This is a genomic window from Bacillus norwichensis (assembly GCF_014836955.1).
In the GTDB taxonomy this organism is placed as follows: Bacteria; Bacillota; Bacilli; order Bacillales; family Bacillaceae_C; genus Siminovitchia; species Siminovitchia norwichensis.
This window is the reverse complement of the sequence record NZ_JACSPV010000036.1, coordinates 1-16,677: the sequence shown is the minus strand read 5'-3', so window position 1 is coordinate 16,677 and position 16,677 is coordinate 1. Positions and strand designations below refer to the sequence as shown.

The window sequence follows — 16,677 nt, the reverse complement described above, 5'->3', positions numbered from 1 at the left end:
AACATATCGAACATGAAGAAATTTTATAATTCCTTCATCGCAATCTCCCTTAATTTTTTCACAATGCGTTCTAATTCGACTATCTCTTTCGAAGAAAGCTTGCTGTAAATTTTATCTGCGACTTGCTGTTCTACATAATCTTGCTTGGAGAAATATTCCGTTCCTTTTTCATCTAACGTTATAAATACTTCACGGCGATTTTGTGGGTTAATTTCTCGTTTGATAAATTGATTCCTCTCCAACTTTGCTATTAATTGGCTGACCGCGCTAGAGCTAACATTCATTTCGATCGCGATGTCGCCGACCGTAATGCGTTTTGCTAAATATACAATATCTAATACAACCGCTTGTTGTGTTGTAATTCCGCTATTTAAATATTGCTTATAATGTTTGTATATCAAACGGTTAATCGTATATTCAGCTTCATTAATTCGCTTAACTTGTTCATACAAAGACAAAAAATCACCCGCCAATATGTTAGATATCTAATATATTAACAAGTGATTTGTCTAACGTCAACCTCTACTTCACGTACCTGCTTTGATGGTGTTTACTTACTTTAATGCAAGTAAACACCATCAATCAAACTTCTGCGTCATCCTTTTATAAAACTTCACACATTATATAGCTATAAAAAACACTTCGCCTCTCCCAACTGGCTATTACTCAAACCCTTCAAAGATACGCAAAACCCTCTTAAGGTTTTAATAAAATCCTTCCAACTGAATTTCTACCCTCTACTTCTGCATGAGCTTTGTCAATATCCTTCAAGGGATAGATATTGCCAACTTTTATTGAAAGCTTGTCATCTCCAAAAAGATTAAAAATGATAATCCTTACCTCAACTACCTACAAATGACCGGTCTTCTTGCTTTATAGTCTCGGCTAAGAAACTACTATTTTTTGATTCAAATCTCCTATAAATAGAAAGATTAAGCCTAGCACCAGAATAGCAGAAGCAAAAATTAAGGCCTCATTATAGGTGTTTGAGTGGGATGTCAAAACCCCTGCTACAACAGGTCCTATAATTTGACCGGCCCCAAAAGCAGCTGTTAAATAACCGATCGATTTATTCGTATTTTGAAAGGATAAGCTTTGTCCCTTGGAAACAATCAATGTTGTAATCCCCATAAAGGTTCCTCCAAATAAGAAAGCCCCTAGAAAAACACCAATGGCACTTTGAGTGAAAACTGGTAAAATGACTCCAATGATCTGGATAATATAAGCAACATACAAAGTAATAATATGACCGTATTTTTTGGCAATTAAAGCCCAAATCAAACAGGACGGAATAGCTGCTAATCCTACAAAAGCCCAACTTAAAGAAGCATAATCCTTTAACTGCGGGATTCCCTGTACAATAGCTACAATAAACGTACCAGTAATGATATAACCAATACCTTCACATCCGTATGAGAAAAGTAACCATTTGAAAATAGGTTCTTTCTGGCCTTTATGATTACTCGCAGGCTTCTTGGGACGCACGAATTGTTTGTTCAACTCAGTGTCCTTTGTCCAGAGAAACGAAACAATACTGACCAAAGCAGAAATGATTCCCAAGCAAATCCATGAACCCTTCCAGCCTAAAGTACGATTAAAGACCGGTATGACAAGACCACACAAAAATATCCCCAACCCTACACCGCCATAAAAAATTCCCGACCAATGGGGTCGTTTGGCTGCCTTGAGCGATTCCAGAACAATACTTGAAGATAAAACAAATACAATACCGCTGCTGAAACCAGAAACAAGCCTTAAAATCAGCCAAATTGCTACGTTTGTTGTCATCCCCATCAATATAGTCGTGATTATATTGATGATCAGATATATTTATCAAATGCGCCTTGGCGTATTTGCGCCCAGATTTTATCGAGCTCAGCTCGATAAAATCTATGGCATCTGCCGGAGGCTTTAACTTTATTCAGCCGGGGGGTTGAACCTACACTGAATGGAATACCAATATGCATTCATCTCACTACTTACAGAAGTGGGAGACTTCTGCTGAATGAAGTTAAACGCTTGGCTACTCCTTTATTCCAGCTAAAAAATCCAGGCATTAATGCTCCCAAAAGATAACCGACATAATTAAAAGAAGCCAAGTATCCAGCCGTTGAGTGAGAAAAATGGACATCATTTTGCATGAATGGAAGAAGCGGAGTGTATGCAAACCTTCCAATCCCCATTGAAAATCATTAAAGACGTGATCCCGGCTAGCAAAACGAAAATAGGTCCCATCACAACCACATTGCTCTTTTATTTTTCACCATTTCATCCACTTGAGAAAGAATATCTGAAATCGTTTCACTTGCTGATTGATATTGGGTTGAACGTGAATTTTGACCACACCAAAGGGACATCCATTCAGTCCGGTTTTGTTTGGCTGCCTCACGTCGAATCGATGTTGTTAATGTATTTTGAATGGGGTATTTTGGAAGTTTCTTTTCATATTTCATCATTTTCATAATGAATTCATTTCGAATGCCCCTTGCTGGTTTTCCACTAAATGTAGAGGTCACAACCGTTTGCTCCTCATTGCTGTTCAAGATCGCTTCTTTATACGATTTTGTTACTCCGCTTTCCAGACTAGTGACAAAGGCTGTTCCCATTTGGACAGCTTGTGCCCCTAATACTAGAGCTGCCAAAACACCTCTGCCATCCATGATTCCACCTGCAGCTATCACTGGAATCTCAACATGATCTACAGTTTGTGGGACAAGTGCCATCGTTCCAATCATAGCGTCCTCAAAAGAGCCCATAAAAGTTCCGCGATGCCCACCGGCCTCACTTCCTTGTACAACCACCATATCCATACCATTTTCTTCATTGGCGATCGCTTCTTTTACGGTCGTTGCGGTTCCAATCATCACAATTTTTCTCTTTTTTAATTGCTGAACTGTTTCTTTTGATGGAATTCCAAAAGTAAAACTACATACAGGAACCTGTACCTCCATAATGATTTCTATTTGTTTTTCAAAAATGGATTCAGTTGTTTTTTTCACTTTCGGGATTTCTGATATGTTTAATTGTTCTCGAAAAGGCAGGAGCCACTCATTCGCTTTTTCAATTTCTTCTTCAGATATATCCTGGATTTCAGGAATAAATAGATTTACGCCAAAGGGTTTATTCGTAAGTTGTTTAACCTTCAGAACGCTCGATCGCAATTGCTCAGGGGTCATATAACCGGCACCTAGGGTTCCAAGTCCACCGGCATTTGAAACAGCAGCGACAAGTTCTGGTGTTGTGATGCCGCCAGCCATCCCGGCTTGTATAATCGGATATTTTATATTCAGGTTTTGGGTAACTTTATTTTCATGCCACATTTCATATTTCCTCACTTTCTGTTTTAATTTTTCAAATCCTTTACTCTCTACTATAATCATGATAAAACATTAAGTAAAATGATGTTTTTTATCGTTTACTATCAAAAAAAATGATGGTTAGATGATGTTGGGAGGTAACTCATGAATATCGAAGACCTGCGTGTTTTTAAAGAAGTAGCAAAAGAAGGTAACATCACAAAAACTGCTAATAACCTAAACTTTGTCCAATCAAATGTAACGGCAAAAATGAAACGAATCGAACAAAAATATGGAACAAAGTTATTTTATCGCCATAAGCATGGGGTAACACTTACTTCTCCAGGAAAAATCCTTTTGTCCTATACAGAGCAAGTTCTCCGGCTAATGGACGAAGTTGAAAAAAAGTTAAAAAGCTCCGATCCTTCTGGCACACTGTCAATAGGGGCAATGGAAACGACCGCTGCAAGTCGTTTACCCAATATTTTATCCGTTTATCATGAGCAATATCCTGAAGTGGAGTTAGCCCTCCGAACCGGAACTACAGAAGAACTGATAAAATCATCTTTGAATCGTGAAATTGATGGAGCCTTTGTTGCGGGTGAAGTCAATCATCCAGAATTGGAGGAAATGGAGGTTTTTGAGGAAGAACTAGTTCTGATCTCAAAAAAAAATATCCTTTCCGATCTAGATTTTAGCCAACTTAAGAATCAAATCATTATTGTATTTAAGTCTGGGTGTTTTTATAGAGACATTTTTGAGAAGTGGCTGAAATCAGAAGGGATTATACCAACAAAATTCATGGAACTGAACACTTTGGATGGCGTGATTGGTTGTGTTAAAGCCGGATTAGGTATAGCGCTGATAACCAAAACAGTAGCAGATCGATTCCAGCAAAGTGAGAATATCAAACAGTTCGCACTGCCAAAAGAATACGGTATGATTTCTACAAAATTTATCAACCATAAAGATATCGTAAAAACAGCTGCATTCCGTGAATTTATGGAAACCATCAGTGTCAGAATAAATCCTGAGGTCTGAGAAATCGCCATACCCATAAATAAAATCTATTTACAGAGTGTTCAAGTTGGACATTTAAATTCATTAGCGGTGCAATCAAATTCGCCTTGGTGTATTTGATTGTATCGCTAGATACATTTTCTTTGAAAATCTGTAAGACGATGAACTGTTCTTTATCAGTTCACTCTTCCCCTCCACCATAACGAAATAGAATATGTCATCCTTTCTTTATTCTCCATGTAGGAAGTCTTACTTCGATTTCCTGAATCATTTTACCTTTTCAATTTCCAATCCAGGAACTTGATCAAGTAATTTCCTATAGAATTCTGAACGAATGGAAAAACCACCAAATTCCTCATGTGATGTACATGTGAACCAAGCAAAATTATTTTTCAAAAAGGTTAAGTCCTCTGGTAAATCTGGTGCAACCCAATCATAAAGTGTGCTTGCAGTTTGTTGCAACAGTCTACATGTATCTTGATTTGCTTCGATAATATAAACTGTTGCTGCCGGCCCCTTCGTTATTGTATTCGCCCATTTTTTTGTTCTATACGTCTCAAGGGCATAAGGCTTAAATTGAGCCAGTATATCTGGATTATATTTCAATTCTTTTCTTGTAACAAAATAGAATTTATCCGAATAATCACAGAGCACTTTTATCAACTGTCGATACGTTTCCCCAGCAGGATTCCCAACTAAATCCCAGTATTCCATTCCATCACCTCTGTTTTTAATTATGATTAGTCTCTAATTACGTAAACCTCGTAAGAAATTTGCACGAGGGAAAGAATAGAATACCAAGACTAAGACAATGTCCCAAAATCAAAAGACCCCTTAACCGTAAAAGCGTATTTCACGATAAGGGGTCTCAGATGGATGCTGTTAGGACTCAAGAATGCTCGGTTTCAACCTTTTATCATTTACATTCTATAATAATATTCTCAAATATTTTTCAAAGTTAATTCCTTCCACTTCTTGAGTTTCCTCCAAACAAGTATCTTTGATTGCTGCTGACAAAAACTCTTCTGCAAGTTGGATAGACTTTTTAAGATCCTCTCCACGCATCATGCTTCCCATGATTACAGATGCAAATAAGTCACCGGTACCAGAATAACTTTTACCATTATAAGGCATAGCTCTATAAAAGGTTTCATCTCCAGTCAAATACATATTTCCAATAAACTGGTTGTTTGTATCTGCTGAAGGTGGATTCACACCAGTGATGATTACCTGAGCACCTGTTTCTTGTTGCATAATAGTACCAACTTCTTCTAGGGCTTTCAGAAAGTCCTTTTCATTTGCATAATTATGTAGTTTTTCATAGGATAACCCTGTTAACAGACAGCACTCCGTAACATTTGGCGTAATTACATCCGCAAGCTTTACGAGCTCTCTCATTCGTACCAGCATTTCATCTGTATAAAGCTTATATGCTTCGCCCCTATCTCCCATTATGGGATCAACAAGTAAAAGCGTGTCTTTTTTATAAAATTTATCTAAAAAGCGAAAAATATTATCTATTTGCTCTCTCCCGGTAACGAAACCGGTATAGATTCCGTCAAATGTTACATTAAGCTTGCTCCATTCTTCTTCGAAATATTGCATTTTAGATGTTAAATCTTCATAGAAAAAACTTGGATAATCAGTTTGCGCGGACAAAATGGCCGTCGGTAAAGGACATGCCTGTACGCCCATAACCGAAAGAACCGGAATGGCAGCTGTTAATGAACATTTACCAAAAGATGACAAATCCTGTATTACAGCGACTTTTTTCATAATTTCCTCCAAAAGATGTATCCGTATTGAACTGACTCCATATTACCATAAATAATTAGGGGAAATTAAGTAGACATGGTGACCGAGGATCGCTATATACTTTCATTTTCACCATTATTTCTTCTTTGCTTAAAATAGCAACAAAAAAAGCAGTAAATTGTACAGACCACTGCCTAACTAAGATTTTTATTAGATTAAATTGGAATTTATTCTCTATTTCCATTCTATTTCTTGAATGGTCGCTAACAAATTGTCCAAACACTTAATGTCCATAAATTTACAGTATGATAGATGTGAACCTCTGCACCTTTTATCATTAAATCCGATATAAGCTTTCCGATCAATTTCCCCGTATATCGTCTAAAGCATCATAGGAATGGTTGAATCAAATTTTCTGATGAGTGAAATATACTTTAGCATTTTCTCATTTCTACTTACTGTTAATCGATTCAATCCCATACATCAAATTCCCCTCTATTTGCTTATGTCTGTTTTATTATAGGAAAACGAACATTTCTCCTTCGAAAATGTTTATTTTCACAAAATCGAGGTTGAGTTGAGAGATATTTAGTTTAAATGAGAAATGTATATTTTAAGGAGACCATCATCTGTACGTCAAAATGTATTCTTCCCAAATCCCCTCTCTCCAACCCGCATTTCTTCATTATCGTGAAAATAGAACGGAACTTTTTCCTCAGTAGATCCGTTCTAGATTTGAGTTATATGGCCATTATTTATTTTGCAATAACAGGCTAGGCAATTTTCCTTTCTATCTCTTAAATAAAGAAGTTTTTTTAAAAAATTACAAATATTCGCCTGTATAAGATTTTGGATTTTTGACAATTACATCCGGTGTTCCTTCAGCAATAATTTGGCCGCCTTTATCTCCTCCTTCTGGACCCAAATCAACAACCCAGTCAGCTCCTTTAATTATTTGGCTATTATGCTCAACCAAAATAACCGTATTACCAGCATCTACGAGACGATTCAAGAGTTTTAATAATTGTGTGACATCATTTGGGTGTAATCCAGTTGTTGGTTCGTCTAATAAATATAATGACCTTTTATTCCCTTGCTTTATTAGTTCTTTAGCTAGTTTTAGCCGTTGCCCTTCCCCGCCTGATAGGGTTGTTAATGATTGGCCCATCTTTAAATAACCCAAACCAATCTCAACAAGTAATTCGAGAACTCCTCTGACTTTTTTCTCTTCTTTAAAAATACTTAAACAATCCAAAATAGAACTTTCAAGTATATCGTTAATGGAAAGCCCATAATATTTTACGGATAGTACCTTTTGCTGAAATCGCTTGCCATGACAAACGGGACAAACCACCTCCATCTCTGGAAAGAAAAGCATATTCGTTGTTACATAACCTAGCCCTTGGCAGTTTTCACAGCGCCCACCTACGGTATTAAAAGAAAAGTGCTTTGCCGAGAACCCTTTTTCTTTCGCATATCTATCCTTAGCAAAAATACCTCGAATATGTGTAAACACATCAATATATGTTGCTATATTGGATCGTTTCATCCTGCTAAGTGGGGATTGACCAACTATGATCATCTGGTCAAAATGGTCAAGTCCTGTTACCTTATCAAAGCCTTCATGTATTTTGTCATCGCCTTTTGCTAAAACGTCAAAAACGAGTGACGATTTCCCTGAACCAGACACACCTGTGACGGCTGTGAGACAACCAATTGGGAAAGTTACTGTTACATCCTTTAAATTATGTACCTCTGCATGATGTACAGTTATACCTTCACCAGCTCCATCCCGATATTTTTTCTTTATAACTTCTTCTTCACGTAAATATTTTCCTGTCACAGATCTTTCTATATTGATCAACTCTTGCAGAGTACCTTGACCAACTACTGTTCCGCCTTGTTTACCCGCTCCTGGTCCAATATCAATAATGTAATCTGCTTCTTTCATTACATCTACATCGTGCTCAATAAGTAAAACAGTATTTCCTAAATCTCTTAGCCTTTTTAGTACACTTACTAGACCCAAAGTATCCTTTGGATGCAGTCCAACAGTCGGTTCATCCATGATATAAAGTACGCCTGTCAATGCTGAATCAAGAAGGGCGGATAATTTTAACCTCTGTGCTTCTCCTCCTGACAGAGTGATTACTTGACGGTCCAATGTCAAATAGCCTAGCCCAATTTTTATTATTCTAGTAAGTTTCGTTTTCATATCTTGTATAAAAGTTTCAACGAGTATATAACTTTCTTTATCTAATGTTTTCTCAAGATGAAGCGTCCAGTTGAACATTTCTTCCAAAGAATGACTGACTAACATTGGAATTGTCATATTTTCTACCGTTACATTTCTACTTATTTCATTTAATCTCTCTCCTTCGCAATCAGGACAAACTTGTGAATAAAAATACTCTTCCGCCTCGGTAGATGAACCGGACTTTTCTGTAAACCTCCTCCACATTCCAGTTAAAACACCTTCAAATTTACCTTTTTCAACAGTTTTGGGAGGCTTCATATCAGGAAAGCACTCCTTCACTTCTTCACTCTCTACCCCGTAATATAGAATTGCTTTTTGCTCTGTACTGTATTCTTGCAAAGGAACTCCTTCTTCAAGTGGTATACCATAATAAGACATTGCAGCTTTTACAACAGATATCTGCCATTCAGCATAACGGCCTTTCCATAAATCAACTGCTCCTTCTTCAATAGAAAGTTGTTGATGAAAGACAGATTCCTGGTGTATGTCTACAGTCTCTCCAAGTCCTTTACAAGTAGGACAAGCTCCTTCGGTCTTATTATAAGAAAAGTGGGTTCGTGTTAATTTTTCCATACGATCATGGCAGTTGAGGCAGAAAATGTATTCTTTAAAACTACCTTCTTCTTTTTCAATATCCTCAGAATTGAAAGTTGGATCAATTTCATGATGACAAACGAGACACTGTCTCCGTCCAAGTTTTTCAAAAACCATCCGTAAACTTGTGTACATATCAGTTACTGTACCTACAGTTGAACGTGGATTTCTATTTGTATTTTGTTGGTTGATACTAATGGCCGGAGAAAGTCCGCTCATCGAATCGACCTTTGGCTTATTTATCCCTTGTAACCCCATAGATTCTAAATACTGTCTTTGACATTCCTTAAAAAGAGTATCCATCGCGAGTGTGGACTTTCCCGAACCGGATGGACCTGTCAACACAACCAGTTTATTCTTGGGTATAGTCACCGACAGATTTTTCAGGTTGTTTTCTTTTGCACCTTTTACATGAATGACATCGTTCAATTTTAACGCCTCCTTTTCAACTTCTAAACCAAGCATACAACATTTATGCAAGTGCAAGGTTTTATGCATTATGTTACGATTATGGCGGAGTTTTAAACAAAAAATCCCGTCATGGAGCTTTAATGTTTTAATTTAATCTTTAGCCCAAAATGTTACTCCTGGAGATTTATATGGAACTAAGACCAATAGATATTTCTCGAAAATTAGATGTAGGCACGAGTGCATTACGTCATTATGAAGAATGGGGTATCGTTCCACCAGCCAAACGGAAATCAAATGGATATCGTGTTTATACGAAAGAACACGAGGCATATTTCCAATGTATACGAGCAATGTATCATGGTTTTGGAATGGCAGCAGTTCGAAAAATAATGCCAATGGTTCAAGAGCATAAATTTACTAAAGCCTTATGGGAAGTAAATAGAGTCCAAGCCAGTTTATTTCAAAGAAAAGAACAAGCAACAAAAGCATTGGAAATTTTAAAACCTGAAAATATGCAAAGTTTTTTGGATAGAAGGAGTAAAAAGTGGTATACGATTGGAGAAGTGGAAAAGGAGATAGAGGTTCCTGCTTCAACACTTAGACATTGGGAAAAGGAAGGATTAATTAAACCTGGTAGACATCCGGAGAGTGGTTATCGTGTATATGACCGTGAAGATATTCGCCGTTTATTAATTATTCGAACCGTCCAACCCTCTCTCTATTTTCTTGATTCAGTCAGAGAAGTCTTGGAAAAAATCAACCAACATAGTATTTCCGAAGCAAGAAAAATTACAATGGATTCCTTGGCATATATGGACCACCAAATCGAACAACAGCTTCGTGGAGCATATTACTTATACAAATTAATTGAGCTGCTAAAGAAAAAAGCAAATGATTCTTAAGATGTGGAATCATTTGCTTTTTGTTTTTACGGAAAAACACCCCGACTTCGGAAATGTTTATTATCACGAAATAGGGGTTGGATTGAGAGATGTTTTTACTGGGTCGCCGTTGCCGCAACGCTACCGCCTCGACATGTGTGAGTTCATTTCACACCTTCCCACCAAAAATCATATCGATAATAAGTCCGTTTTGCCATTCACGGAGAATAAAAAGTCCTATTTGCTTGTGAATATATCCCTCAAGCTAAATAGGACTTATGTTTTTACCCTTTAAGCACTTCGCTTTGATACAACTACAGCTTCCTGCTGTTTTCGATTTGGCAGCATATTAAATAAAATATTAAGTGCAATCGCCGTTACACTGCCCGCAACAATCCCATTACTTGTCAATATTTGCAGTCCTGATGGAAGTACTGAAAATAAGTCAGGCGCAACTGTAACACCGAGACCAAGGCCAACAGAACAAGCAATAATCATCGAGTTTTCTTGAGAATCGGAAATAGTTTTACCTAGCATTTTAATCCCTTGAGAAACGACCATCCCAAACATCGCCATCATCGCTCCCCCTAAGACAGAAGTTGGAATAATGGTTGTGAATGCAGCAATTTTTGGTAAGAATCCAAGCCCGATTAACATGGCACCCGTAATAAAAATTACTTTTCGAGACCGAACACCTGACATTTGGATCAGACCGACATTTTGCGAAAATGTTGTATATGGGAAAGCATTGAAGAGACCTCCAATGACGGAAGCTAGCCCTTCTGCACGATAGCCTTTTGCCAAGTCACTTTCCTTCAACTTCTTATCGCAGATATCACTTAAGGCAAAATAAACACCTGTAGACTCTATCAAAGATACCATTCCAACTATTGTCATCGTTAGGATAGCTGACCATTCAAATGTCGGGTATCCAAAATAAAAGGGCTTTACGATTTGTGCAACGGCAGCATCTTGCACTGGCATAAAATCAACTTTATTCATGATACTAGCAGCAATTGTACCAACACCTAAACCGAGCAATATTGAGATGGACCGTATAAAGCCTGTAGAAAAACGAAAGATCAAGATAATTGTTAGTAAAGTTCCAAAAGCTAGCAGAATATTCGACAATGATCCAAAGTCTGCGGCATCTTGGCCACCGCCCATATTATTGATTGCTACTGGAATTAGCGTAATCCCAATAATAGTCACAACGGAACCTGTTACAACAGGCGGAAAAAACTTGATCAATTTGCCAAAAAAACCACTAATCAACATGATGATCAAGCCAGAGGCAATGATGGAACCATAAATAGCAGATATACCAAATTCCTCACCAATTTTCATAATCGGACCAACCGCAGTAAATGTACAGCCAAGCACAACGGGAAGACCTATACCGATGAATCGGTTACTTATGATTTGTAAGAGTGTTGCAACCCCACACATCAAAATATCAATCGACACAAGGTACGTTAATTGTTTATGATCGAATCCCAGAGAATTTCCAATAATTAACGGCACAAGAATAGCACCAGCGTACATGGCTAATAAATGCTGGATTCCTAATGTGGTCGACTTTAGTGCATTTTTCATAAGTTGGAAGTCTCCTCCATAAATTCGACTTTTCCATTTTGTAAGGAGGAAACAATTGCAAGTGAGTCAACTCGAATTCCACGATCACGGATCAATTGACCACCTGATTGAAAACCTTTTTCAATAACAATTCCAACTCCCGCAAGCCTTGCTCCTGCTTGCTCAATCATATCCAGTAAACCCAAAACAGCTTGTCCATTTGCCAAAAAGTCATCAATAATCAACACAACATCATCTTGTTGAATAAAATCACCAGAAATGGAGATTTCATTTGTTTCTTTTTTGGTAAAAGAGTGGACTTTAGCAGTATAAAGATTTTCAGATAACGTTAATGATTTCCTTTTCCGCGCAAATACAACAGGGACGTTCATCAAAAGTCCTGCCATCGTTGCTGGAGCTATACCAGACGACTCGATTGTAATAATTTTTGTAACACCAGCTTCTTGATAACGAGCAGCAAATTCCTCACCAATTTGCTTCATTAAATATGGATCTATTTGATGATTCAAGAACGAATCTACTTTTAACACGGTATCTGATAAAACTTTTCCTTCTGTAACAATTTTCTCCTGCAATGCCTTCACAATGTTGTCCCCTTTCAACTAACTGATATCAAATGCACGGTTGGCGTATTTTTGCCAAGATTTTATCGGACTCCGCTCGATAAACTTCCACTGAAAATCTGTGGCATCCTCTGGAGGCCTTAACTTTCTTCACCCAGGTTTGAAACCCCGTAATGGAATACCAACAGGCATTCATCTCACCACTTACAGAAGTGGAAGATCTGTGCTGACTGAAGTTAAAATACAAAAAACTCGCAGACAACGCCCCTCTTCAAATGCAGGGTAGCAAAGTCTTCGAGTTTAATTCTTAAAGAAATAGAAAAAAAGATTTCCACATAATCTTTTTTTCCAATCACTTGCCACCCATAGTCGATTTGTTTACGGCAAACCGGTAGAAACTTACAGGCCCTATTCCTGCGGTTATATGAGTGTGTCATATATTGTAGAATATTGTTATTATAGCATTTTTAATTGGATTTTCAATCATTACTTTTAGGTAATCGAAAAAGGATCCTATCTATAGATAGGAATTAAAAAGCTTGGCTGTACAATCAAAATAGACTCCTCTCATTTTGTCTGCCACTTAACCTTCATTCCTCCGTCCAAGGGAAATTAAAGATTTCCTTACGGGCCAAATTTTTCCTTAATTTCATGAGAAAGGGTACCCTTTTCCCGTTTTAAACTGTAGTTTTCCGATAGGGAATAAAATATCTATTTAAATAAGATTTGATCATTTCTTATTGAACTAAAGCCCCGGAGTTTAGATCTCTTTCTTCGCAAGCTTTTTTATAGTTTCTTTGATGTGCTATTAAATATGTCTGCTTGAATTTCAAAATATAATCAGTTATACTGATTATATAATATGCTGATTAATATTCGGAGGTGTATATTAATTAATGGAAAAGTGGAATCAATCCTATGGTTTTTTGCTGGGTAAAGTTCTTCAAAAAATGGAAATTAAATTTGCTGAAGGCCTTTCTCCATTTGAAATTAATGCTAGACAATATGGTGTTCTTTTATTTATTGAAGGGAACCCCCATTGTTCACAAAAAGATATTTCTGAAAAACTACAAATCGACCGAACGACAATGGTTAGTCATATTGATCACTTAGAGGGTTTAGGATATGTAGAGAGAACAAAGAATCCAAATGACAGAAGGTCTTATAATCTTTTGATTACAGCTAAAGGAAAAGATGTATTAGACTCGCGTTGGGAGTTTTTAACTCATACAGAAGCAGAAGTTTTAGCCCCTTTAAGCGAGCCAGAACAACAATTATTGAAAGAGATCCTTATTAAAGTTTGGATTACTCTATAAAACTGGAGGTAACAATTATGAATGCACTTGAGTATTTTAATGCACGTCTAGAAGCAACAATTAGCCCTATGGATTATTTAAAATTAGCGTCAAGCGAGCCAGACAAATATTTTTTGATTGATGTGAGAAATGGTCCTGATCATGTAAAAACTTTAACAATTAAGGATGCCCATATTATTCCTCAACAAGAGCTGCAAGATCGTTTAAATGAAATACCGAAAGATAAGGAAATTATTGTTTACTGTTGGGATGTTTGGTGTAACACAGCTGCCAAAGTAGCTTCATTTTTATTAGAACGTGGCTATAAAGTGAAAGAACTTACCGGAGGTATTGCAGCATGGAAGGAGATGAACTTTCCTATTTCCGATTTGACTGAAAATAATAATATTTCTGATATCTGCGGGTGCTAATTCTGTCATTGAATAGGCATTGGATTGGTGTTGCTTCACGAGACCATGCAAACTTTTTTTGTAATTAAAATAAATTCCTTTAAAATTGTTACGCGAGGAAGCACCCGAAAACCTTCTTCTACTCTGGGTTTAAGCAGAAAAAGACCCCGACTTCGGAAATGTTTATTTTCACGAAATCGGGGTTGGAATCGAAATTAATTATTGTACTGAGGATATTAATTTTAGATCTTATTGTATTGCGTGCAATATCCAAAGTTTTTTACACGGATGAAAAATGGAAAAAATACTTAATCGTATAGCTGGGTACTACTCCCCAAATAGGCTAAATGATATATATAAACATCAACTTGGGGTAGGATACTACTCCAAGATTTCCTTCACTCTACCAACAATGCCACTTTCAAGCCGGACTTTAATACCATGATGATGAGTCGCTGAGTTTGTTAATATGTTTAGAACCACACCTTCTGTTAATTTTCCAGAACGCTGGTCTTGTTTTTGTACAACTTTTACTTTGGTACCTGGTTTTATATTTTCTCGTTTAGTTCCCGACATAAAAACCGCTCCTTACTTATGTATGTGCAACAAAAATAAACTTCCTCACAAAACCTCATTCCATTTGATTAATTTTCTTAAAAGGTAATTCATCGTAGATCGGCATTCCAGTAAAAGAAGAACATTGTGGGCTGTTAGCTGAGGAACGCCTGATTCTCTTAAATAAATCAACCAAGGAAACCAGCCGAGTGAATCAGTTTGGGGCCATAAAAAATGAAACAAAGCCCCTCGATTTTATCCAGGGAGTCTCATCATTCTACTATTCCCCTATTTCATCAAGATTCTTTGACCCAAAATTATCGAGCATCGCACGCACTTCATCTGTTGTCTCTGTGCTCATTAGTTGATTTCTTAATTGACTCGCCCCACGAAATCCTTTGACATATATCTTAAAAAATCGATAAAGAGCCTTGAACGAACGCAACTCTAAATTTGAGTATTTGTCATGAAGATCTAGATGCAATCTTAAGAGACCAAGCAATTCCTTACTGCTACGATCTTTCGGTTCTTTTTCAAAGGCAAATGGATTATTGAAAATACCACGCCCAATCATAACCCCATCAACACCATATTGATCAACGAGTTTCAAGCCAGTTTGACGGTCAGGAATATCCCCATTGATCGTCAAAAGTGTCTCTGGTGCCACCTTGTCACGAAGTTCCTTAATTTCTGGGATCAGCTCCCAATGAGCATCTTCTTTGCTCATTTCCTTCCTTGTACGCAGATGAATAGATAGATTGACAATGTCTTGTTTCAATATGTGTGTCAGCCAAGCCTGCCATTCGTCTACATCCGTGTAGCCAAGCCTTGTCTTCACACTAACAGGTAATCCTCCTGCTTTTGCTGCTTGTATTAAATCTGTCGCAACTTCTGGACGACGGATAAGGCCGCTTCCCTTCCCATTCTGCGCCACATTAGGTACAGGACAGCCCATATTGATATCTATACCCCGAAAGCCTAGTTTCGCCATACCAATACTCATTTGCTGAAAATATTCAGGCTTATCCCCCCATATATGGGCTACAATTGGTTGCTCATCCTCTGTAAAAGTCAAACGCCCACGCACACTTTGAATCCCCTGTGGGTGACAATAACTCTCCGTGTTTGTAAACTCTGTAAAAAACACATCAGGTCTGGCTGCTTCACTCACTACATGGCGGAAAACAACATCTGTCACATCTTCCATTGGTGCCAGTATAAAAAACGGCCTTGGTAAATCACGCCAAAAATTATCTTTCATATTCAAAACCTCTCATAATTGGATACCTGGGCAAGCCCTTGTCCCCAAAAATAAAAAGCAAGGATTTCCCTGCTTTTATTACACCTATATCGTGGTTAAGCAAATTTTAATCATTATACATTTTAATATTAACAAATATAAAGTGCAAAGAAAATCGGAGAAGTTGAGGTGGTTTGAGACATAGACCTGAATACAGATAAGGATTCCCGCTTCCATTGCCGTTTGGATACCAAATATTTAATGAAGGGCAGGATTTTTTAATCATGAAAACCATCAGGCGGACAAAAATGTCACGATTCTCCTTTTTTAGTATTCTAAAATTTTTATAATCCCCAGATTTACAGGTGATTGGATTAAGGTAAGCATCCCGTTAAATAAGTTAAATTCTTCTCAGATGACTATAATTTTATGAAAAAGATCGTGCTGAAACAGCACGATCTTTCATAATTAATGGCAGCATGAACACCCAGGGCCATCTTCTCCAGCAGGTTCTTCCATAACCTCATAACCCGAATCTTTAATAGCACCTTTAATTACGCTCAGATCAACTGTATTTCCATTAAATGTTACATCAACTTCACCTTCAGAAAGCAGGACTTTGACAGATTCAACTCCACTTAACTTACCTACATTTCCTTCAATTTTATTCACACAAGATCCACATGACATCCCTTGTACCTTAAGTGTTACTTGCTTCATATAAATTCCTCCCTCTATAAATATTGATATATCAACGGTTTGAACCGTTATTAGGGTGTCAAAACTTTTTTTCGACACGCGAAT

The 16,677-nt window shown here is 37.3% G+C and carries 16 protein-coding genes and 1 riboswitch; of the genes, 4 read left to right on the top strand and 12 right to left on the bottom strand.

Annotation, left to right across the window (positions count from 1 at the left end):
* Positions 1–23: 23 nt before the first annotated feature.
* From H9631_RS16645 to H9631_RS16630, 4 genes are all read right to left on the bottom strand, one after another.
* A complete protein-coding gene (locus H9631_RS16645) occupies positions 24–458 on the bottom strand; it encodes a MarR family winged helix-turn-helix transcriptional regulator (RefSeq protein ID WP_191814795.1) in 435 nt (144 codons plus the stop codon).
* Between the two features lie 427 nt (positions 459–885).
* Complete coding sequence (locus tag H9631_RS16640; RefSeq protein ID WP_318246825.1) at positions 886–1,812, bottom strand: YbfB/YjiJ family MFS transporter; 927 nt, start codon at positions 1,810–1,812, stop codon at positions 886–888.
* A 167-nt stretch (positions 1,813–1,979) separates the two neighbouring features.
* Positions 1,980–2,141, bottom strand: coding sequence for a YbfB/YjiJ family MFS transporter (locus H9631_RS16635; RefSeq protein ID WP_263600719.1), 162 nt, complete (start codon positions 2,139–2,141; stop codon positions 1,980–1,982).
* A gap of 93 nt (positions 2,142–2,234) precedes the next feature.
* Positions 2,235–3,320 carry an NAD(P)H-dependent flavin oxidoreductase gene (locus tag H9631_RS16630; RefSeq protein ID WP_191814790.1) on the bottom strand — a complete coding sequence of 362 codons (1,086 nt, stop codon included), beginning with the start codon at positions 3,318–3,320 and terminating at the stop codon, positions 2,235–2,237.
* Positions 3,321–3,461: 141 nt separating this feature from the next.
* Between H9631_RS16630 and H9631_RS16625 the strand changes: the two genes are divergently transcribed.
* Positions 3,462–4,337 (top strand): LysR family transcriptional regulator, encoded by an 876-nt coding sequence (locus tag H9631_RS16625; RefSeq protein WP_191814788.1) that lies wholly within the window; start codon positions 3,462–3,464, stop codon positions 4,335–4,337.
* Between the two features lie 246 nt (positions 4,338–4,583).
* On the opposite strand, the gene H9631_RS16620 is transcribed toward H9631_RS16625, so the two are convergent.
* From H9631_RS16620 to uvrA, 3 genes are all read right to left on the bottom strand, one after another.
* Positions 4,584–5,030, bottom strand: coding sequence for a hypothetical protein (locus tag H9631_RS16620; RefSeq protein ID WP_191814786.1), 447 nt, complete (start codon positions 5,028–5,030; stop codon positions 4,584–4,586).
* Positions 5,031–5,243: 213 nt separating this feature from the next.
* Complete coding sequence (locus H9631_RS16615) at positions 5,244–6,092, bottom strand: pyridoxamine kinase (protein WP_191814785.1); 849 nt, start codon at positions 6,090–6,092, stop codon at positions 5,244–5,246.
* An 802-nt stretch (positions 6,093–6,894) separates the two neighbouring features.
* Positions 6,895–9,351, bottom strand: a complete 2,457-nt coding sequence (gene uvrA / locus H9631_RS16610) for an excinuclease ABC subunit UvrA (RefSeq protein WP_191814783.1) — start codon at positions 9,349–9,351, stop codon at positions 6,895–6,897.
* A 170-nt stretch (positions 9,352–9,521) separates the two neighbouring features.
* Here uvrA and H9631_RS16605 point away from each other — a divergent pair, with 170 nt between their 5' ends.
* Positions 9,522–10,235 (top strand): MerR family transcriptional regulator, encoded by a 714-nt coding sequence (locus tag H9631_RS16605; protein WP_191814781.1) that lies wholly within the window; start codon positions 9,522–9,524, stop codon positions 10,233–10,235.
* A gap of 270 nt (positions 10,236–10,505) precedes the next feature.
* Here the strand turns inward: H9631_RS16605 and H9631_RS16600 are convergent, their stop codons facing one another.
* Both H9631_RS16600 and H9631_RS16595 read right to left on the bottom strand, forming a co-directional pair.
* Positions 10,506–11,810 (bottom strand): nucleobase:cation symporter-2 family protein, encoded by a 1,305-nt coding sequence (locus tag H9631_RS16600; RefSeq protein ID WP_191814779.1) that lies wholly within the window; start codon positions 11,808–11,810, stop codon positions 10,506–10,508.
* Positions 11,807–12,394, bottom strand: coding sequence for a xanthine phosphoribosyltransferase (locus tag H9631_RS16595; protein WP_191814777.1), 588 nt, complete (start codon positions 12,392–12,394; stop codon positions 11,807–11,809). The genes H9631_RS16600 and H9631_RS16595 overlap by 4 nt, the downstream gene beginning before the upstream one ends.
* A gap of 325 nt (positions 12,395–12,719) precedes the next feature.
* Positions 12,720–12,821: riboswitch (purine riboswitch) on the bottom strand.
* Positions 12,822–13,269: 448 nt separating this feature from the next.
* On the opposite strand from H9631_RS16595, the gene H9631_RS16590 reads away from it, so the two are divergent.
* Positions 13,270–13,689 (top strand): MarR family winged helix-turn-helix transcriptional regulator, encoded by a 420-nt coding sequence (locus H9631_RS16590; protein ID WP_191814775.1) that lies wholly within the window; start codon positions 13,270–13,272, stop codon positions 13,687–13,689.
* Between the two features lie 17 nt (positions 13,690–13,706).
* Complete coding sequence (locus H9631_RS16585) at positions 13,707–14,099, top strand: rhodanese-like domain-containing protein (protein WP_191814773.1); 393 nt, start codon at positions 13,707–13,709, stop codon at positions 14,097–14,099.
* 360 nt (positions 14,100–14,459) lie between these two features.
* On the opposite strand, the gene H9631_RS16580 is transcribed toward H9631_RS16585, so the two are convergent.
* From H9631_RS16580 to H9631_RS16570, 3 genes are all read right to left on the bottom strand, one after another.
* Positions 14,460–14,654, bottom strand: coding sequence for a YwbE family protein (locus H9631_RS16580; RefSeq protein WP_191814771.1), 195 nt, complete (start codon positions 14,652–14,654; stop codon positions 14,460–14,462).
* Between the two features lie 259 nt (positions 14,655–14,913).
* Positions 14,914–15,894: a tRNA dihydrouridine synthase gene (locus tag H9631_RS16575; RefSeq protein ID WP_191814769.1), complete on the bottom strand. Its 981-nt coding sequence runs from the start codon at positions 15,892–15,894 to the stop codon at positions 14,914–14,916.
* 447 nt (positions 15,895–16,341) lie between these two features.
* A complete protein-coding gene (locus tag H9631_RS16570; protein WP_191814768.1) occupies positions 16,342–16,593 on the bottom strand; it encodes a copper ion binding protein in 252 nt (83 codons plus the stop codon).
* Between the last annotated feature and the right edge of the window lie 84 nt (positions 16,594–16,677).

Excerpts from the sequence above, each read along its gene's own strand:
- H9631_RS16620 (WP_191814786.1), bottom strand. The coding sequence starts at position 5,030 with ATGGAATACTGGGATTTAGTTGGGAATCCTGCTGGGGAAACGTATCGA.
- H9631_RS16585 (WP_191814773.1), top strand. The coding sequence starts at position 13,707 with ATGAATGCACTTGAGTATTTTAATGCACGTCTAGAAGCAACAATTAGC.
- H9631_RS16590 (WP_191814775.1), top strand. The coding sequence starts at position 13,270 with ATGGAAAAGTGGAATCAATCCTATGGTTTTTTGCTGGGTAAAGTTCTT.
- H9631_RS16605 (WP_191814781.1), top strand. The coding sequence starts at position 9,522 with ATGGAACTAAGACCAATAGATATTTCTCGAAAATTAGATGTAGGCACG.
- H9631_RS16580 (WP_191814771.1), bottom strand. The coding sequence starts at position 14,654 with ATGTCGGGAACTAAACGAGAAAATATAAAACCAGGTACCAAAGTAAAA.
- H9631_RS16600 (WP_191814779.1), bottom strand. The coding sequence starts at position 11,810 with ATGAAAAATGCACTAAAGTCGACCACATTAGGAATCCAGCATTTATTA.
- H9631_RS16570 (WP_191814768.1), bottom strand. The coding sequence starts at position 16,593 with ATGAAGCAAGTAACACTTAAGGTACAAGGGATGTCATGTGGATCTTGT.
- H9631_RS16635 (WP_263600719.1), bottom strand. The coding sequence starts at position 2,141 with ATGCAAAATGATGTCCATTTTTCTCACTCAACGGCTGGATACTTGGCT.
- H9631_RS16615 (WP_191814785.1), bottom strand. The coding sequence starts at position 6,092 with ATGAAAAAAGTCGCTGTAATACAGGATTTGTCATCTTTTGGTAAATGT.
- H9631_RS16575 (WP_191814769.1), bottom strand. The coding sequence starts at position 15,894 with ATGAAAGATAATTTTTGGCGTGATTTACCAAGGCCGTTTTTTATACTG.
- H9631_RS16625 (WP_191814788.1), top strand. The coding sequence starts at position 3,462 with ATGAATATCGAAGACCTGCGTGTTTTTAAAGAAGTAGCAAAAGAAGGT.
- H9631_RS16630 (WP_191814790.1), bottom strand. The coding sequence starts at position 3,320 with ATGTGGCATGAAAATAAAGTTACCCAAAACCTGAATATAAAATATCCG.